General features: G+C 72.9%; 17 protein-coding genes. 15 read left to right on the top strand and 2 right to left on the bottom strand.

Features of this window, described 5'->3' with window-relative positions:
* Window positions 1–42: 42 nt before the first annotated feature.
* The 13 genes from aroA (at window position 43) to BLW43_RS15585 (ending at window position 11,525) form a co-directional block, all read left to right on the top strand.
* Window positions 43–1,392: a 3-phosphoshikimate 1-carboxyvinyltransferase gene (aroA, locus tag BLW43_RS15645; protein WP_093254860.1), complete on the top strand. Its 1,350-nt coding sequence runs from the start codon at window positions 43–45 to the stop codon at window positions 1,390–1,392.
* The gene (cmk, locus tag BLW43_RS15640) at window positions 1,392–2,018 is read left to right on the top strand and encodes a (d)CMP kinase (RefSeq protein ID WP_093254858.1); all 627 of its coding nucleotides are present in this window, start codon (window positions 1,392–1,394) and stop codon (window positions 2,016–2,018) included. The genes aroA and cmk overlap by 1 nt, the downstream gene beginning before the upstream one ends.
* A gap of 95 nt (window positions 2,019–2,113) precedes the next feature.
* Complete coding sequence (gene rpsA, locus BLW43_RS15635) at window positions 2,114–3,820, top strand: 30S ribosomal protein S1 (protein WP_093254856.1); 1,707 nt, start codon at window positions 2,114–2,116, stop codon at window positions 3,818–3,820.
* A gap of 38 nt (window positions 3,821–3,858) precedes the next feature.
* Entirely contained in the window at window positions 3,859–4,767 is a 909-nt protein-coding gene (gene sppA, locus BLW43_RS15630) for a signal peptide peptidase SppA (protein WP_093254854.1), read from the top strand.
* Window positions 4,768–4,863: 96 nt separating this feature from the next.
* Window positions 4,864–5,181, top strand: a complete 318-nt coding sequence (gene ihfB, locus BLW43_RS15625; protein ID WP_093254851.1) for an integration host factor subunit beta — start codon at window positions 4,864–4,866, stop codon at window positions 5,179–5,181.
* 118 nt (window positions 5,182–5,299) lie between these two features.
* Window positions 5,300–5,647 (top strand): hypothetical protein, encoded by a 348-nt coding sequence (locus BLW43_RS15620; protein ID WP_093254849.1) that lies wholly within the window; start codon window positions 5,300–5,302, stop codon window positions 5,645–5,647.
* 95 nt (window positions 5,648–5,742) lie between these two features.
* Entirely contained in the window at window positions 5,743–6,030 is a 288-nt protein-coding gene (locus BLW43_RS15615) for a hypothetical protein (RefSeq protein WP_139284090.1), read from the top strand.
* Window positions 6,023–6,664, top strand: coding sequence for a phosphoribosylanthranilate isomerase (locus BLW43_RS15610; protein ID WP_093254845.1), 642 nt, complete (start codon window positions 6,023–6,025; stop codon window positions 6,662–6,664). The genes BLW43_RS15615 and BLW43_RS15610 overlap by 8 nt, the downstream gene beginning before the upstream one ends.
* An 80-nt stretch (window positions 6,665–6,744) precedes the next feature.
* Window positions 6,745–7,965: a tryptophan synthase subunit beta gene (gene trpB, locus BLW43_RS15605; RefSeq protein ID WP_093254843.1), complete on the top strand. Its 1,221-nt coding sequence runs from the start codon at window positions 6,745–6,747 to the stop codon at window positions 7,963–7,965.
* Between the two features lie 65 nt (window positions 7,966–8,030).
* Window positions 8,031–8,405, top strand: coding sequence for a YodC family protein (locus tag BLW43_RS15600; protein ID WP_139284089.1), 375 nt, complete (start codon window positions 8,031–8,033; stop codon window positions 8,403–8,405).
* 45 nt (window positions 8,406–8,450) lie between these two features.
* Window positions 8,451–9,269: a tryptophan synthase subunit alpha gene (trpA, locus tag BLW43_RS15595; RefSeq protein WP_093254839.1), complete on the top strand. Its 819-nt coding sequence runs from the start codon at window positions 8,451–8,453 to the stop codon at window positions 9,267–9,269.
* A gap of 13 nt (window positions 9,270–9,282) precedes the next feature.
* A complete protein-coding gene (gene accD / locus BLW43_RS15590) occupies window positions 9,283–10,197 on the top strand; it encodes an acetyl-CoA carboxylase, carboxyltransferase subunit beta (protein ID WP_093254948.1) in 915 nt (304 codons plus the stop codon).
* Between the two features lie 8 nt (window positions 10,198–10,205).
* Window positions 10,206–11,525, top strand: coding sequence for a bifunctional folylpolyglutamate synthase/dihydrofolate synthase (locus BLW43_RS15585; RefSeq protein ID WP_245731073.1), 1,320 nt, complete (start codon window positions 10,206–10,208; stop codon window positions 11,523–11,525).
* A 9-nt stretch (window positions 11,526–11,534) separates the two neighbouring features.
* Here BLW43_RS15585 and BLW43_RS15580 read toward each other — a convergent pair whose 3' ends face one another.
* On the bottom strand, window positions 11,535–12,956 hold the full coding sequence (locus BLW43_RS15580; protein WP_093254837.1) for an amidase: 1,422 nt from the start codon (window positions 12,954–12,956) through the stop codon (window positions 11,535–11,537).
* A 179-nt stretch (window positions 12,957–13,135) separates the two neighbouring features.
* On the bottom strand, window positions 13,136–14,149 hold the full coding sequence (locus BLW43_RS15575; RefSeq protein ID WP_093254835.1) for a ligase-associated DNA damage response exonuclease: 1,014 nt from the start codon (window positions 14,147–14,149) through the stop codon (window positions 13,136–13,138).
* Between the two features lie 172 nt (window positions 14,150–14,321).
* On the opposite strand from BLW43_RS15575, the gene BLW43_RS15570 reads away from it, so the two are divergent.
* Both BLW43_RS15570 and BLW43_RS15565 read left to right on the top strand, forming a co-directional pair.
* The gene (locus BLW43_RS15570) at window positions 14,322–15,575 is read left to right on the top strand and encodes a patatin-like phospholipase family protein (RefSeq protein ID WP_093254834.1); all 1,254 of its coding nucleotides are present in this window, start codon (window positions 14,322–14,324) and stop codon (window positions 15,573–15,575) included.
* 75 nt (window positions 15,576–15,650) lie between these two features.
* Window positions 15,651–17,555 (top strand): methyl-accepting chemotaxis protein, encoded by a 1,905-nt coding sequence (locus BLW43_RS15565; protein ID WP_093254833.1) that lies wholly within the window; start codon window positions 15,651–15,653, stop codon window positions 17,553–17,555.
* Window positions 17,556–17,635: the final 80 nt, after the last annotated feature.

The following is a 17,635-nucleotide window of genomic DNA, read 5'->3' as shown; positions in this document are numbered from 1 at the left end:
CCGCCGGAGCGTTTCTTCGGCGGGCCGCCGCCGGAGCCCAACATGTCCTCCCATGCCGCCGCCGACCGCGTGACCGCCCTGAAGTCAGGCCCGCTGAGAGGCGAGGCCGTCACGCCCGGCGACAAGTCGGTGTCCCACCGCGCGCTGATCTTCGGCGCGCTCAGCATCGGCGAGACCAGGGTGACGGGCCTGCTCGAAGGCGAGGACGTGCTGAACACCGCCGCCGCGATGCGGTCCTTCGGCGCCGACGTCGAGCGCACCGGGTCCGGCGCCTGGCGCATCCGCGGCGTGGGCGTCGGCGGCTTCTCCGAGCCCGAGAACGTCATCGACTGCGGCAACTCCGGCACCGGCGTCCGGTTGATCATGGGCGCCATGGCGACGACGCCGATCGCGGCGACCTTCACCGGCGACGCCTCGCTGCGCGGGCGGCCGATGGGGCGCGTCACCGAGCCGCTGGCGGAGTTCGGGGCGCAGGCCTGCGGCCGCAGCGGCGGGCGGCTGCCGCTGACCCTGATGGGCGCCGCCAATCCCGGCCCGGTGGAGCATCGGCTGCGGGTCGCCTCGGCGCAGGTGAAGTCGGCGATGCTGCTGGCGGGCCTCAACGCGCCGGGCGTCACCACGATCATCGAGCCGGAGCCGACGCGCGACCACACCGAACGGATGCTGCGCGGCTTCGGCGCCGAGGTCTCGGTGGAGGAGACGAAGGATGGCCGCGTGATCCGCCTTGTCGGCCAGCCCGAGCTGCGGGCGCAGACGGTCGCCGCCCCGCGCGACCCGTCCTCGGCGGCCTTCCCGGTCTGCGCCGCGCTGATCGTGGAGGGCTCGGACGTGCTGGCGCCGTCGATCTGCCTGAACCCCACCCGCGCCGGGCTCTACCACACGCTGCGCGAGATGGGCGCGGATCTGACCTTCGAGAACCTGCGCGAGGAGGGCGGCGAACCGGTCGCCGACCTGCGCGCCCGCTTCTCCGCGCTGAAGGGCGTCGAGACGCCGCCGGACCGGGCGCCGAGCATGATCGACGAATACCCGGTGCTCGCCGTCGTCGCCGCCTTCGCCGAGGGGCCGACCGTCATGCGCGGCGTGGCGGAGCTGCGCGTGAAGGAGAGCGACCGCATCGACGCGATGGCCCGCGCGCTGGAGGCCTGCGGCGTGAAGGTGCAGGAGGACGCCGACACGCTGATCGTCCATGGCCGCGGCGCCGACGGCGTGGCTGGCGGGGCGACGGTCGCCTCGCGGCTCGACCACCGCATCGCCATGGCCAATCTGGTGATGGGCCTCGCGGCCCGCGACGGCGTGACGGTGGACGACGCCAGCCCGATCGCCACAAGCTTCCCCGGTTTCGAGGCGCTGATGACCGGGCTTGGGGCCCGGTTCGGCCGGGAGGGCGCGTGATGGAATTCTGCGTGGCGATCGACGGACCGGCCGCCGCCGGCAAGGGCACGATCTCGAAGGCGGTCGCGAAGCAGTTCGGCTTCGCGCATCTCGACACCGGGGCGCTCTATCGCGCGGTGGCGGCCAAGATGCTGGAGGACGACGAGGATCTCGACGACGCCGGCGCGGCGTCGCGGGTCGCGCGCTTCCTGACGGAAGAGGACATGTCCCATGCGGACCTGCGCAGCGAGCGGGCCGGGTCCGGCGCGTCGCGGATCGCCGGCGTGCCCGCGGTGCGCAGGGCGCTGCTCGAGTTCCAGCGCGACTTCTCTCACAGGAAGGGCGGGGCGGTGCTGGACGGGCGCGACATCGGAACGGTCGTGCGGCCCGACGCGAACGTGAAGATCTACGTCACCGCCTCGCCCGAGGCGCGGGCGGCGCGCCGCGCGGCGGAGCTGGGGACCGACCCCGCCGAGGTGCTGCAGCAGCTCATCGAGCGCGACAAGCGCGATGCGGAGCGCGCGGCGGCCCCGATGAAGCCGGCGGCGGACGCATACTTGCTCGACACCACCGATCTCAGTATAGACGCCGCAGTCGCGGAAGCCGCGGCCAGGATCGACGAGGCGCTGCGCCGATCCGGGGGCTGAACCCCGGGCGGCGCGGCGCGTCGTCATGAAATCAACGCCAGCCAAGACCGCCGGAGACAACCGGCAGGCCGGTCAACAAAACGGAGAACTCATCTATGCCGCAGACCTCCATGGAGGAATTCGAGGCGCTTCTCAACGAGAGCTTCACGCTCGACACGCTTGAGGAAGGGGCCGTGGTCAAGGGCCGCGTGCTCGCGATCGAGAACGGCCAGGCCATCGTCGACATTGGCTACAAGATGGAAGGGCGCATCGAACTCAAGGAGTTCGCGCGACCGGGCCACGGCGCCGACCTCGCGGTGGGCGACGAGGTCGAAGTCTATCTCGACCGTGTCGAGAACGCGCGCGGCGAGGCCGTGCTCAGCCGTGAGAAGGCCCGCCGCGAGGAGGCCTGGGATCGTCTCGAGGCCGCCAACGACAAGCAGGAGCGCGTCGAGGGACAGATATTCGGGCGCGTGAAGGGCGGCTTCACCGTCGATCTCGGCGGCGCCGTGGCGTTCCTGCCCGGCTCCCAGGTCGACGTGCGCCCGGTGCGCGACGTCGGCCCGCTGATGGGCATTCCGCAGCCGTTCCAGATCCTCAAGATGGACCGCCGCCGCGGCAACATCGTCGTGTCGCGCCGCGCCGTGCTTGAGGAGAGCCGCGCCGAGCAGCGCGCCGAGATCGTCGGCAAGCTGGCCGAGGGCGACATCATCGACGGCGTGGTGAAGAACATCACCGATTACGGCGCGTTCGTGGACCTCGGCGGCGTCGACGGCCTGCTGCACGTCACCGACATGGCGTGGCGCCGCGTCAACCACCCGTCCGAGATCCTGAACATCGGCGAGACCGTCAAGGTCCAGGTGGTGAAGGTCAACAAGGACACCCAGCGCATCAGCCTCGGCATGAAGCAGCTGATGTCCGACCCGTGGGACGGCGTCGCCGCCAAGTACCCGATGGGCAGCAAGTGGACCGGCCGCGTCACCAACATCACCGACTACGGCGCCTTCGTTGAGCTTGAGGCCGGCGTCGAGGGCCTCGTCCACGTCTCCGAGATGAGCTGGACCAAGAAGAACGTCCACCCCGGCAAGATCGTCTCCACCTCCCAGGAGGTCGAGGTGATGGTGCTGGACGTGGACAGCCAGAAGCGCCGCGTCTCGCTCGGCCTCAAGCAGTGCCTGCGCAACCCGTGGGAGGTCTTCGCCGAGACCCACCCCGCCGGCGCCTTGGTTGAGGGCGAGGTCAAGAACATCACCGAGTTCGGCCTCTTCATCGGGCTGGACGGCGACATCGACGGCATGGTGCACCTGTCGGATCTCGACTGGCGCCGCGCCGGCGAGGAGGCGATCCAGGACTACAAGAAGGGCGACATGGTGAAGGCGCAGGTTCTCGACGTCGACGTCGAGAAGGAGCGCATCTCGCTCGGCGTCAAGCAGCTCGAGGACGGCGGCGCCGGCGCCTCGGCGGGCGGCGCGGCGGCTACGCCGGCCGGCGGGCTGCGCAAGAACGCCGTCGTCACCGCGACCGTCACGGCGGTCGAGGAGGGCGGCGTGGAGGTCGAGGTCGAGGGCATGAAGGGCTTCATCCGCCGTTCGGACCTGGGTCGCGACCGCGCCGACCAGCGCCCGGAGCGATTCTCGCTGGGCGACAAGCTGGACGCCCGCGTGCTGAACGTGGACAAGGCCGCCCGCCGCGTGGGCCTCTCCGTCAAGGCGCTCCAGATCGCCGAGGAGAAGGAGGCCGTCGCGCAGTACGGCTCGTCGGACAGCGGCGCGTCGCTGGGCGACATCCTCGGCGCGGCGCTGAAGGAGCGTCAGGGCAACTGAGGCCCTGACCACGACGCTGGCGCGGGGCGGGATGCGCGATGAGTGAACTCGACCCCGACGCCGTCATCGAACGCCGGCGCCTGCGCCGGCGGCTCGGCTTCTGGCGGATCGTCGCCATCGTGGCGGTGCTCGCGGCCGTGGGCGCCGCGGTCTGGCGGGCGGCGCCGACCGGCCCCTATGTCGCACGCTTCGACGTGACGGGGGCGATCTTCGACGACCCCGAGCGCGACGCCACCCTGCGCGAGCTCGCCCGCGACGAGGACGTGCGCGCCGTCATCCTGCGAATCAACAGCCCAGGCGGCTCGGTGGCCGGTTCCGAGGCGCTGCACGAGGCGCTGCGCGCCGTCAGCGAGGCGAAGCCGCTTGTGGCCGTGCTGGGCGAGGTCGCCGCCTCGGGGGGCTACATCGCGGCGATCGCGGCGGACCATGTCATCGCGCGCGGCGGCACCGTCACCGGCTCCATCGGCGTCATCGCCGAGTTTCCCAACGTCGAAGGGCTGCTCGACACGCTCGGCGTGGACGTGGCCCGCGTCGCGTCGGCCCCGCTGAAGGCGGAGCCATCGCCTTTCCGCGAACCGAGCGCGGCGGCGCTGGCCGCGCAGCGCTCGCTGATCGAGGACAGCTACGACTGGTTCCTGTCGCTCGTGGCCGCCCGCCGCGGGCTCGCGCCCGAAGACGCCCGCCGCCTGGGCGACGGGCGCGTGTTCACGGGCCGTCAGGCGGTGGCGGAGGGCCTGATCGACGCCATCGGCGGCGAGCCGGCTGCGCGCGACTGGCTGGAGTCGGCGCGCGACGTGCCGCGCGCGCTGCCGGTGCGCGGCGTGGAGATCGAGCGCGAGGACGAGGGCCTTCTCGGGCCGCTCGGCGGCGCGACGCTGCGGCTGCGGCTGCGCAAGGCGGCGGCCGAACTCGGCGCCGGGCCGGCGCTGATGGCCATCCTGCGATAAACCCTTGGCGTTGACGCGCGAATTTCAGCGTGAGACTGTGCTTTGGCGCGATTGGGGCGGCGCGTGAGCACGGGTATTTAGGGGGGGGTGCCGGCGATGATCAAGTCCGAGCTGATCCAGCGCATCGCCGACGAGAACCCGCACCTGTTCCAGAGGGACGTCGAGCGTATCGTTTCGACGATCTTCGACGAGATCGCGGGGGCGCTTTCGCGCGGCGACCGGGTCGAGTTGCGCGGTTTCGGCGCTTTCTCGGTCAAGAGCCGTGACGCGCGCATGGGCCGCAACCCGCGCACCGGCGAGGCCGTCCATGTCCCCGAGAAGCGCGTGCCGTTCTTCAAGACCGGCAAGGAGCTTCGCGAGCGTCTGAACGGCGGACGCGCCGGCGACGAAGACGAGGACGACGACGAGATGTGACGCGCCCTGCGCGGCGTCCCGCCCTCTTGCAGCGAGGCGGGGGCCGGCGCGATGGTGACGCTAGCGGACCGAAAGCCCAACGTCGGCGCGCCGCCGCCGCGCCCAGCCGGAGACGACCATGCGCATCCTGACCTACCTGCTGATCGGCATCGTCGCGATCGTGGTGATCGCCCTGTCAGTGGCGAACCGGCATGTGGTCGACGTGGGCGTGGCGCCTGACTTCTCGGCCTACGGGCTTCCGCCCTCGCCGCGCTTCGGCCTGCCGCTCTATGTGCTCGCGCTGGCCTGCGGCGCGCTGGGCTTCGTGCTGGGCGCGGCGCGCGAGTACATCCGCGAAGGTCGGGTGCGCCGGCGCGCCGCCGCGGCGCGGCGCGAGGTCGGCGAACTCAAGCGCGAGGTCTCGAAGTTGAAGCGCGACCAGAACCTCGACGAGGACGACGAGATCATCGCGCTGACCTCGCGGTGACGGCAAGCGCCGCCTGTGTCGCCGCCGTCGCGTCCGCCACGGCCGGTCCGACGCCGGCCGGGAGCGCACTCGTCAGGCTGGCCGAGGCGGCGATCATGATGGAGGCTCGCCGCGCGGCGACGCTCTCGGCATGCGCCACGCCAGACAATTTGGGCGCACTCGCATCGGGCCTGAGCGGCGCAAGCTGCCCGCCGGGGCGCGTCGCGGCGCGGTTCGCCGCCGCGACGCTCGCGACGCCCGCCTTCGTCACCGGCGGGAACCACGTCTTCGGGCTGTGCACAGAGACGTTCCGGCTCCAGGTCTCGGTGCATGGGGCGGACGTCGTGGCGCCGGCATGGGCGGGCGGCGCTAAGTCGCCGGATGGCGCCTGCTTCCATGGATGAGCCCGTCCGCGTCAAGATCTGCGGGGTGCGCACCCCGCTCGACCTCGAGGCCTGCGTTGCCGCGCGGGTGGACTATGTGGGGCTCAACCTGTTTCCGCCCTCGCCGCGCTACGTCGCCCCGGACGCCTTGCGCGCCCTCGCGGCGGCGGCGCCGCCGGGGCTGTGCAAGGTGGCGCTCGTGGTGGACCCCGACGCCGCCGCGCTGGAGGCGCTCGCCGCGCTGCCGGTGGACATGGTGCAGCTCCATGGCCGCGAGGACCCTGCGCGCGTCGCCGCGATCCGCGCCCGGCTCGGCCTGCCGGTGATGAAGACGGTCGCGGTCGCCGGGCCGCAGGACGTTGCGGCCATCGCCGCGTTCGAGGCGGTGGCGGACCAGATCCTCGTCGAAGGCCGCCCGCCGGAGGGCGCCGACCTTCCCGGCGGCGTGGGCGCAGGCTTCGACTGGCGGCTGGTGGCCGGGCGGCGCTGGGCGCGGCCCTGGATGCTCGCCGGCGGACTGAAGCCGGACAACGTGACCGAGGCGGTCGCCGTCTCGGGCGCGCGGCAGGTTGACGTCGCCTCCGGCGTCGAGCGCGCGCGCGGCGTGAAGGACGCCGCGCTGATCGCCGCCTTCGCCGCCGCCGCGCGGCGCTGAGCGCGCCCTCTCGCGCGCCCCTCTCGCGCCCGGGCGCGCGCTGCGCTAGACAGGGCCGCCAGACAGAGACGGAGCGCGCGATGGCCGCCGAGATGCTGAACTCCTACCGCACCGGGCCCGATGAGAAGGGTCGTTTCGGCATGTTCGGCGGCCGCTTCGTCGCCGAGACGCTGATGCCGCTGATCCTCGAACTCGAAGCCGAATACGGCCGCGCCAGGAACGACCCGGCCTTCACGGCGCAGATGGAGGATCTCTGGACCCATTACGTCGGCCGGCCCAGCCCGCTCTACTTCGCCGAGCGCCTCACCGAGGAGTTCGGCGGCGCGAAGATCTATCTCAAGCGCGACGAACTGAACCACACCGGCGCGCACAAGATCAACAACGTGCTCGGCCAGATCCTGCTCGCCCGCCGCATGGGCAAGACGCGGATCATCGCCGAGACCGGCGCCGGCCAGCACGGCGTGGCGACGGCGACGGTCTGCGCCCGCTTCGGCCTCAAGTGCGTGGTGTTCATGGGCGCCACCGACGTCGAGCGCCAGAAGCCCAACGTGTTCCGCATGAAGCTGCTCGGCGCGGAGGTCGTGCCCGTCACCTCCGGCCGCGCCACCCTGAAGGACGCGATGAACGAGGCGCTGCGCGACTGGGTCACGAACGTCGCCGACACCTTCTACTGCATCGGCACCGTCGCCGGCCCGCATCCCTATCCGGCGATGGTGCGGGACTTCCAGTCGGTGATCGGCCGCGAGGCGCGGGCGCAGATGCTGGAGCGCGAGGGGCGGCTGCCCGACAGCCTGGTGGCTTGCATCGGCGGCGGCTCCAACGCGATGGGCCTGTTCCACCCGTTCCTCGACGACAAGGACGTGCGCATCATCGGCGTGGAGGCGGGCGGGCACGGCGTCGACGACCGGATGGAGCACGCGGCGAGCCTCACCGGCGGCCGCCCCGGCGTGCTGCACGGCAACCGCACCTATCTGCTGCAGGACGCGGACGGGCAGATCCTGGAGGGCCACTCCATCTCCGCCGGGCTCGACTATCCCGGCATCGGGCCGGAGCATTCCTGGCTGCATGACATCGGCCGCGTCGAGTACGTCTCGGCCACCGACGACGAGGCGCTGGCCGCGTTCCAGCTCTGCTGCCGGACCGAGGGCATCATCCCGGCCCTTGAACCCAGCCACGCCTTGGCGCATGTAGCGCGCCTTGCGCCGACCCTGCCCGGGGATCATCTCATGATCCTCAACATGTGCGGGCGCGGCGACAAGGACATCTTCACGGTGGCCGAGGCGCTCGGCGACCGCATGTGACCACGCCGGACGCCGGCGCAGTCTCAACCGCGCCGGCCGCAGGCGCTGACCGATCGGAGGCCATGGTGGCCGAATTTGCGCCGGGCGATGTCGTCGTCCTCAAGTCTGGCTCGATGCGGATGCTCGTCGAGCGCATCGAGGGCGAGAACGCCGCGGTGGTGTGGGCCAACGACGGCGGCATCGGGCGGGACGTCCTGCCGATCTTCGCGCTCAACAAGTGGGAGCACCGGCCCGACGCCGGCGACAGGCCGGCGCCGCGCCCGCGCCCTCGCGAGGACGGCGACCGCCCGGCCCGACCGTTCGGCGGCGACCGCAAGGGGCCTTCGAAGCCCTATGGCAAGCCGGCCGACCGCGACGGCCCGCGTGACGGTCCTCGGCCGCCGAAGCCCGGCATGGACGGCAAGCCGCGCCAGAAGACCCACTTCCGCAAGGACGATTGAGGCGCGCGGCTGGAAACCCGCGCAGAACAGGACGAGGGGCGCGCGATGACGCAACCGGCTGAAACCCGCCTGACCCGGCGCTTTTCGAAACTGAAGGCGGAAAAGCGCGCGGCCTTCGTCGCCTACATCATGGCCGGCGATCCCGACCACGAGACCGCGATCGAGATCGCCTGCGGCCTGCCGGAGTCCGGCGTCGACGTGATCGAGCTCGGCCTGCCCTTCACCGACCCGATGGCCGACGGCCCGGCGATCCAGGCGGCCGCCATGCGCTCGCTCGCGGCGGGCGGCACGCTGGCGCGCACGCTGGAGACCGCGCGCGCCGTCCGCGCGCGCCACCCGGACACGCCGATCATCCTGATGGGCTACTACAACCCGATCTATTCGCGGGGCGTGGAGCGCTTCCTCGCGGAGGCCGGTGAGGCCGGCGTCGACGGGATGATCGTGGTCGATCTTCCGCCGGAGGAGGACGAGGAGCTGTGCCTGCCGGCCAACGCCGCGGGCCTGCACTTCATCCGCCTCGCCACCCCGACCACGGACGACGCGCGGCTGCCTGCGGTGCTGAACAACACCTCCGGCTTCGTCTACTACGTCTCGATCACCGGCATCACCGGCGCGGCCGAGGCCAGCGCCGAGGCGGTGGCCCCGGAAGTCGCCCGGATCAAGCGCGCGACCAACCTGCCCGTCTGCGTGGGCTTCGGCGTCAGGACGCCCGAGGGGGCCCGCGCCATCGCCGCCGTGGCGGACGGCGTGGTGGTCGGCTCGGCCATCGTCTCGCGCATCGGCGCCGGCGACAGCCCCCGGAAGGTGCTGGAGTTCGTGCGCAGCCTCGCCGCCGGCGTGCGCGGGGAGGCCGAGCATGTCTGACAGCGGCTATGGCATGAACTGGCTGACGGACTATGTCCGTCCGAAGCTCAATTCGCTGTTCTCGCGCCGGGACATGCCGGAGAACCTCTGGCGGAAATGCGACAACTGCGGGCAGATGATCTTCCACCGGGAACTGTCGGAGGCGCTCCACGTCTGCTCCAACTGCAACCATCACATGCAGATCAGCCCGCGCGAGCGCTTCAACGCGCTGTTCGACGGCGGCGCCTGGATCGAGACGCCGCTGGCCGACGCGCCGGCCGACCCGCTGAAGTTCCGCGACCAGAAGCGCTACCCCGACCGCATCCGCGAGGCGCGCGCCAACACCGGCGAGCATGAGGCGATGCTGGTGGCGCGCGGCGAGATCAGCGGACTGACGACCGTGGCCGCCTGCCAGAACTTCGCCTTCCTCGCCGGTTCGATGGGCATGGCGGTGGGCGACGCGCTGCTCGCCGCCGCCGACGCCGCCGTGGCCGCGAAGGCGCCGCTGGTGGTGTTCTGCGCCGCCGGCGGCGCGCGGATGCAGGAGGGCATCCTCTCGCTGATGCAGATGCCGCGCACGACCATCGCGGCGCAGACGGTCGCCGAGGCCGGGCTGCCCTTCGTCACCGTGCTGACCAACCCCACGACAGGCGGCGTCACCGCGTCATACGCGATGCTCGGCGACGTGCAGATCGCCGAGCCGGGCGCGCTGATCTGCTTCGCGGGCCCGCGCGTCATCGAGCAGACCATCGGCGAGAAGCTGCCCGAAGGCTTCCAGCGCAGCGAATACCTCCATGAGCACGGGATGCTGGACCGCGTCACCCATCGCCACGCGATGCGCGACGAGCTGGCCGTGATCCTGCGGATGCTGATGCGCGCCCCGCGCCGCATCACCGGCGATCTGCCCGCGCCCGAAGCCCAGGCGGCGGACGCCGCCAGGGCCGGCTGAGCCGATCCGTGAGCGTTTCCGAAAAGACGAGCCTGCGCGCCGGCGCGCGGCGTTCGCAGAGCGACGCGATCCTGGAGCGGCTGCTCGCGCTGCACCCGAAGATCATCGACCTGACGCTCGACAGGATGTGGCGGCTGCTCGCGGCCATGGGAAGCCCGGAGAAGCGGCTGCCGCCCGTGATCCACATCGCCGGCACCAACGGCAAGGGCTCCACCCAGGCGATGATCCGCGCCGGGGTGGAGGCCGCCGGGAACACGGCGCACGCCTACACCTCGCCGCATCTGGCGCGCTTCCACGAGCGCATCCGGGTGGCGGGAGAACTGATCGGGGAGCCGGCGCTCGCCGCGCTGCTGGCGGAATGCGAGGCGGCGAACGGCGGCGAGCCGATCACCTTCTTCGAGATCACCACAGTCGCCGCGCTTGAGGCCTATGCCCGCACGCCGGCCGACTGGCTGCTGCTCGAGGTGGGCCTCGGCGGGCGGCTGGACGCGACCAATGTGGTCGCGGCGCCGCGGCTGACGGTGATCACGCCCGTCTCCTACGACCACCAGCAGTATCTCGGCGAGACGCTGGGCGCGATCGCCTTCGAGAAGGCGGGCATCCTCAAGCCCGGCGCCCCCTGCGTCGTGGCCCGGCAGGCGCCGGAGGCGCTTGCGGTGATCGAGGCGCGGGCGGCGGAGATCGGCGCGCCGCTGATCGCGGCGGGGCGCGACTGGACGGCGCGGCGCGATGGCGCGGGCCTCGTCTTCGAGGACGGCGCCGGCCGGCTGGATCTGCCGGCGCCGCGCCTGCTCGGCCCGCACCAGACCGACAACGCCGGCGCCGCGGTGGCGGCGCTGCGGGCGCTGGGCTTCGGGGCCGACGCCTGCGCGGCGGCGATGACCGACGCCGAATGGCCCGCACGGCTGCAAAGGCTGCGCGAAGGGCCGCTCGTGGCGACGGCCGAGGCGGCGGGCGTGGCGCTGTGGCTGGACGGCGGCCACAACCTCGCCGCCGGCGAGGCGGTGGCGGCGCACTGGCGCGCGCAAGGCGCGGCGCCGCTCGCGCTGGTCTGCGGGATGCTCGACACCAAGGACTGCGCGGGGTTCCTGCGCTGCTTCGCCGGCGTCGCCGCGGCGGCGCGCACGGTCGACATCCCCGACACGGTGTCGAGCGTGCCCGCCGGGCGGCTCGCGGCCTTCGCCGAGGGCGCGGGCGTCCCCGCTGCGGCGAGCCCCGACGTCGCCACCGCCGTCGCCGAGGCCGCGGCGCTGGCCGGCGCGGGCGGCCGCGTGATGATCTGCGGCTCGCTCTATCTCGCCGGCTCGGTGCTGCGCGAGAACGGCTGAGGCGGCCGCTCAGGCGAGCGGCGCGGGCTCCGGCGCCAGAATCTCGCCGGCCGTGAGCAGCAGGTCCTCGCGGAAATGGCTCGCCAGAAGCTGCACGCCGACCGGGCTCTCGCCCAGCGGCGTCGCCACGGCGCCGGTCGTGACGGTCAGCCCCGGAAGCCCCATGAAGGGCGGCGCGATCTGCGGCAGCTGCGCCTCGATCACGGCGTCAAAGCCCGCCTGATCGCCGACGTCGGCATGGTCGGGGAACGGAAGCGCGCCGGAGACCGGCAGCAGCAGCACGGGGTGCTCCTCAAAGAACATCCGCCAGGCGCGCACCAGCGCGGCGCGGGCCTGCAGCGCGTCCATGAAGGCGTCGAGGTCGGGCGCCGGGGCGAGCGCACAGAGTCGGCCATAAACGATGCGCGTGTCGGGGTCGTCCTCCGCGGCGACGGGCGCGCCGCCGAGCCGGCGCAGCTCCGAGAGCCACAGGACGAGCTGCTTCGCCGCCGCCTCGCGGAGCGGCGGGCAGGGCCGCTCCGCGACGCTCCAGCCCGCGTCCGACAGCCTGTCGGCGGCGGCGCGCAGCGCGTCGCGGACCTCCGGCGCGACGGTCATGCCGTCGGGCGCGAGGCACAGCGCGGCGCGCCTCGGCGCCGGCGGGCCTTCGAGCGGCGCGGGCGTCCACCACGGGTCGCGCAGGTCGCGCGCAGCCATGGCCTGCAGGCCCGCGCGCAGGTCCGCGACGCTGCGCGCGATCGGCCCCGACACCGCCATGAGCTGCGCGCCGATGTGCCGGTCGCGCCCCGAGAAGTTGTGCGCCGCGACCCGGCCGAGCGACGGGCGCAGGCCGTGCAGGCCGCAGGCGTAGGCGGGGTAGCGCACCGAGCCGGCGATGTCGGTCCCGTGGCCGAGCGCGCCCATCCCCGCCGCCACCGCCGACGCCGCGCCGCCCGAGGAGCCGCCGGGCGTCAGCCGCGGATTGCGCGGGTTCACGGTCGCGCCGTGGATGCTGTTGCGCGTGAACCAGCGCAGCGAGAAGGCGGGCGTGTTGGTGCGGCCGACGATGACGGCGCCGGCCCGCCGCAGGTTTGCGACCACCGGGTTGTCCTCGGCCGCGACGAGCCCCGCCTGCGTGCGCAGCCCGTTGGTCATGGCCTGTCCCGCCTGATCGACGTTCACCTTCGTCGTGACCGGAACGCCGGCCAGCGGGCCGAGATGCGGGCCCTCGGGAAGCCCCGCGGCGCGCGCGGCGTCGAGCGCGTCCGCCGCGGCGAGCGCCTCCGCGTCGCAGCGCTGGACGACCGCGTTGAGCGCGGGGTTGGCGGCCTCGATGCGGCCCAGGGCGCTCTCGGCGATCTCGCGCGCGCTGAGACGGCCCTCGGCGAAGGCGGTGCGCGCCTGTGTCGCGGTGAGGGACCACGGGGCGGTTTCCGATGCGGGACTGGTCAAGAGGGGGGCTATCGCTTCTTCAGGGGGGCGGCTGGACGCTGCATCCTTTCACCCCGCGCCGCGTTTCGCAAACCCCGTGACGGCGCGTCGCGCAGCTTGGCCGGGAGAGTCGTTCGTCCGGCGCGCGTTCGCGCGCATCCGCCAAGACCGGCGCGCTTTGGCGCCGGCGCTTGCGGCGGTCACTCCGCCTCGGCCTCCTCCTCGCCCAGCCCGGCGACGCCGAGCGGGCGGGCGCGGACGCCGCGGCCGGCGCACCAGTGGCAGAGGGCCTCCTCCGCGCCGTGCGTCACCCAGACTTCCGCCGCGCCGGTCTCGACGATGGTTTCGGTAAGTTCGTCCCAGTCTGCGTGGTCGGAGACGATCATGGGCAGCTCGACGCCGCGCTGGCGGGCGCGCTGGCGCACCCGCATCCAGCCGGAGGCGGCGGCGATCACCGGGTCGGGCAGGCGCCGCGCCCAGCGGTCGGCGAGCGCAGAGGGCGGCGCCAGCACGACGGCGCCGGCCATCGCCGCACGGTCCGCGAGCCTGGCCTCGGCCAGCGGGCCCAGCGCCACGCCCTCGGCCTCGTAGAGCGCGCAGAGCTTCGTGAGCGCGCCGTGCAGGTGGATCGGGCGGTCGTAGCCGGCGCGCCGCAGCTCCGCGATCAGCCGCTGAGCCTTGCCGAGCGCATAGACGCCGACGGCGTGCGCCCGCTCGGGAAAGCGCGCGACCGAGGCGAGCAGCTTGGCGACCTCCGAGCCCGCATCGGGGTGTCGGAACACCGGCAGGCCGAAGGTCGCCTCGGTCACGAACAGGTCGCAGGCTACCGGCTCGAAGGGCGCGCAGGTGGGGTCGTCGCGGCGCTTGTAGTCGCCGGAGACGACCGCGCGCGTCCTCGCCGTCTCCAAGACGACCTGCGCGGAGCCGAGCACATGGCCGGCGGGGACGAGCCGCAGCGTCGCATCCCCGATGCGGAGGCTCTCGCCATAGTCGAGCGTCTGCACCGATCCGAAGGCGCCCTCGCCGTAGCGCGCGCGGGCGATCCGGGCGGTCTGCGGCGTGGCCAGCAGGGCCGCGGCGCCGGGCCGGCAATGGTCGGCGTGGCCGTGGGTCACGACGGCGCGGGGCGTCGGGCGCGCGGGGTCGATGTGGAAGTCGCCGGCGGGGCAGTAGAGCCCCTCGGGCGTCAGGGTCAGGACGTCTCCGGCGCGCATGACGCCATCCTAGCAGCCGGCTCGGCGGGCGCAAACGCGCCGTGCGGCGACCCTTCGGGCGAGAGTGCGGCGGCGCTGGCGTCTCTCTGGCCCGTTGCGACGCGGGCCGCTTCGGGCGAGGTTGGCGCCCATCGTCGCCAGCGTGTCGCCGGGCGCTGCGAGGGAGGGCGTGATGGCGCATGATCGATCGGCGCGGGGGCCTGCGCGCGCGCTCCGCGCCGCGGCGGCGGCGGCTTCGGTGGCGGTCTCCGTGGCGGCGTGCGCCGTCGTGGCGCCGCCGCGCGTTCCGCCGCCGTCGGCGCTCTACGAGCAGGCGCAGCCGCTCGCGGCGCCGGGCGTGCGGATCTGGGGAGACGACCTCGACCCGACGAGGGCCGCCGAAATCTCGGCCTCCCTGCGCGCCGGTCTGGTGGCGGAGTGGCGCGCCGCCGGCGCGCCGCCGGACGGCGCCGCGCTGGACGTCCTTGCGCTCTCGGGCGGCGGGCCGGACGGCGCCTACGCCGCCGGGCTGCTCACCGGCCTCACGCTCGCCGGCGAGCGCCCGGACTTCGACATCGTCACCGGCATCTCGGTCGGCGCGCTGATCGCGCCCTTCGCCTTCGCCGGCCCGGACCACGACGACGAACTGGAGACGATGTTCACACGGTTCGACACTGACGACATCGCGGAGCTGCAGATCTTCGCCGTGCTCCAGGGCGCGCTCGGCGTGGCCGACACCCAGCCGATGCGCAACCAGATTCGCAGTCTCGTCGACGAACGCCTGCTGGCGCGCATCGCCGCGCGCCATGCCGCAGGAAAGCTCCTGCTCGTCGGCACGACGAACATCGACGCTGCGCGGCCGGTGATCTGGAACATGGGGGCCATCGCGCAGGCCGGCGCGACGGAACTGTTCCGGCAGGTGATGCTCGCCTCCGCCTCCATACCCGGCGCCTTTCCGCCCGTCGCCATTCCCGTGATCGCCGGCGGCGAGACGTTCACCGAGCTGCATGTCGACGGCGGGGTGACGCGCTCGGTGTTCGTCGGCCCGCCCGGCTTCGCGGACGCGGCGCCGCGAAACCTGCCTTTCCCGCTGCGCCGCACCATTTATGTCATTCAGAACAACTCTCTCACGCCGAACTACGACCCGGCGCCGGCGCGGCTCGCGACGATCGCCGGCCGCTCGCTCAGCGCGCTGATCCGGGCGCAGAGCGAAGGCGACCTCGCGCGGATCGCGCAGGGGGCCGACGCCATGGGGGCGGAATTCCGCCTCGCCTTCGTTCCGCCGGGCTTCACCCCGCCGTCTCCCACGAGCTTCGACAGGGCCTACATGACCGGTCTCTTCAACGCCGCGCAGGAGGCCGCGGGCGGCGGCGGCTTCGGGTGGCTTCACGCGCCGCCGGGTCTTGTCGCCAGAAGCCGTCTCATCTTGGAATTATCGAAACTCTGAGGCGCTCGTTCATCTCCTTTTCAACTCGCGCGCCAAAAGTGCCCGCGGAACGAGGTCTTGAATGGGAGTGCGTGCATGTCGGTGCGGGTGAAGTTCACGGCGCTGCTCGCCGGCGTGATAGTGCTGGGCGCCGCCTTGGTGATCGTGGTCGAAGCCGGACGCGCCGTGCTTTACGCCAAGAGCAGCGCGATGCGCATACAGCAGGAGAGCGTCCGCGTGCTCGCAACGGCGTTCGACTACGCCCTGCCGGGAACGCAGGTGCGCTTCGGCGCCTCCGGAGACGTCGAGCGGCTTTCCTGGGACGCCCCGCCGGGCTTCGACGACCACACCATGATCGATCGCGTCGGTTCGGCCACCGGGGAGACGGCGACGATCTTCGTGCGCACGCCCGAGGATGGCGAATTCGTCCGCCGCAGCACCAACATCGTGAAGCCCGACGGCGCCCGCGCCGTCGGCACGGTGCTGGGCAAGGACGGCGCGGTTCATCCGGTCGTCGCGGCCGGCGGCGTGTTCTCCGGCGAGGCGACGATCCTCGGGCGCGAGTATTTCACGATCTACATGCCGATCTACGACGCGGCCGGCGAGGTCGACGGCGTCCTCTATGTGGGCGCGGCCAAGCCTGACGCGGTCGCGGTGTTCTTCGGCAAGGCGGTCGAGATGGTCCCGAGCGCGCTCGCCGCGCTGGCGCTCTGTCTCGCGATCGCATGGCCCGTCTCCGGCCGGGCGATGGCGATGCTCGACGGCGTCAGGGCCACGCTGGCGCGCATGACGTCGGGCGATGTCGAGACGCCCGCCGCCGACGTCGAGCGCGACGACGAGATCGGCGCGCTGGCGCGCGACCTCGAGAGCCTGCGCAGCGCCCTCGCCCTGGCCGACGACCGGCGCGCGGAGGCCGAGACGGCGCGCGAGGCGCTGCTCGACCGCCTTGCGGACCGCATCGGCGGCGTCGTCGACGCGGCTGCCCGGGGCGACTATGCCGCGCGCGTCTGCGAAGCCTTCGACGAGCCGCAGCTCATGCGCCTGGCGACCGGCGTCAACGCCATCGTCGAGGGGTCGTCGGCGTTCCTCGACGACCTCGGCGCGACGCTGCAGGCGATGGCCGACGGCGACCTGCGCCGCAAGGTGCAGGGTCGTTACATGGGACGTCTCGGCGAAGTCGCAGCGGCCGCCGACTCGGGCATCGATCATCTCGCGGCGCTGGTGAGCCAGGTGCACGCCGCGGCCGAGGTGGGCGCCGGCGCCGTGGACAAGATCAACGACGGCGCGCGCGATCTCTCCAGCCGCGCCGAAAGCCAGGCGGCGTCGCTCGAGGAGACCGCCGCCACGATGGAGGAGATGGCCGCCTCGGTGCGGTCGAACGCCGCCGCCCTGCAGGAGGCAGACCGCCTCGCAGCCGACGTCACGGCGCGCACCCAGAGCGGCTCCGGCACGGTCGCCGACGCCATAGCCTCGGTGAACCGCATCAAGCAGAGCTCCGACAAGATCTCGGGCATTATCGAGATGATCGAGTCGATCGCGTGGCAGACCAACCTGCTGGCGCTCAACGCCTCGGTCGAGGCCGCGCGCGCTGGCGAGGCCGGCCGCGGCTTCGCGGTCGTCGCGTCCGAGGTCCGGGCGCTCGCCCAGCGCGCCACCGACGCGGCGGCGGAGATTTCCGGGCTGGTGCAGACGAGCGCCTCCAACGTCACCGAAGGCATCGGCATGGTCGAGAAGACCGGCGCGGCGCTCGACGGCATCTCGCGCGCCATCGTGCAGCTCGCCGAGCGGCTCGCCAGCGTGTCCGCGGCAGGCTCGGAGCAGGCGACGGGCGTGGACGAGATCAACGGCAGCATCTCGCAGATGGACCGGATCACGCAGGAGAACGCGGCGCTCACCGACCGCTTCGTGTCGGAGGCGTCGACGCTGGGCGAGCGCATGGCGGGGCTTCGCAAGTCGGTCGCGAGCTTCGCGTTCGACCAGCGGTCGAACCGGGCCGCCTGACCCTCGCACGGCGCGCACGTTCGGCTGAGCGCGCCGTCGCGGCCCTTGCCTGAGGCCCGCCGCCGGCCATGATGCCGCCC

The organism is Rubrimonas cliftonensis (genome assembly GCF_900107585.1).
GTDB lineage: Bacteria > Pseudomonadota > Alphaproteobacteria > Rhodobacterales > Rhodobacteraceae > Rubrimonas > Rubrimonas cliftonensis.
This window is presented reverse-complemented; position numbering and strand designations above follow the sequence as displayed.

Coding starts and splice junctions, on each gene's coding strand:
- aroA (WP_093254860.1), top strand. CDS start 43: ATGTCCTCCCATGCCGCCGCCGACCGCGTGACCGCCCTGAAGTCAGGC.
- cmk (WP_093254858.1), top strand. CDS start 1,392: ATGGAATTCTGCGTGGCGATCGACGGACCGGCCGCCGCCGGCAAGGGC.
- rpsA (WP_093254856.1), top strand. CDS start 2,114: ATGCCGCAGACCTCCATGGAGGAATTCGAGGCGCTTCTCAACGAGAGC.
- sppA (WP_093254854.1), top strand. CDS start 3,859: ATGAGTGAACTCGACCCCGACGCCGTCATCGAACGCCGGCGCCTGCGC.
- ihfB (WP_093254851.1), top strand. CDS start 4,864: ATGATCAAGTCCGAGCTGATCCAGCGCATCGCCGACGAGAACCCGCAC.
- BLW43_RS15620 (WP_093254849.1), top strand. CDS start 5,300: ATGCGCATCCTGACCTACCTGCTGATCGGCATCGTCGCGATCGTGGTG.
- BLW43_RS15615 (WP_139284090.1), top strand. CDS start 5,743: ATGATGGAGGCTCGCCGCGCGGCGACGCTCTCGGCATGCGCCACGCCA.
- BLW43_RS15610 (WP_093254845.1), top strand. CDS start 6,023: ATGGATGAGCCCGTCCGCGTCAAGATCTGCGGGGTGCGCACCCCGCTC.
- trpB (WP_093254843.1), top strand. CDS start 6,745: ATGGCCGCCGAGATGCTGAACTCCTACCGCACCGGGCCCGATGAGAAG.
- trpA (WP_093254839.1), top strand. CDS start 8,451: ATGACGCAACCGGCTGAAACCCGCCTGACCCGGCGCTTTTCGAAACTG.
- accD (WP_093254948.1), top strand. CDS start 9,283: ATGAACTGGCTGACGGACTATGTCCGTCCGAAGCTCAATTCGCTGTTC.
- BLW43_RS15575 (WP_093254835.1), bottom strand. CDS start 14,149: ATGCGCGCCGGAGACGTCCTGACCCTGACGCCCGAGGGGCTCTACTGC.
- BLW43_RS15570 (WP_093254834.1), top strand. CDS start 14,322: ATGGCGCATGATCGATCGGCGCGGGGGCCTGCGCGCGCGCTCCGCGCC.
- BLW43_RS15565 (WP_093254833.1), top strand. CDS start 15,651: ATGTCGGTGCGGGTGAAGTTCACGGCGCTGCTCGCCGGCGTGATAGTG.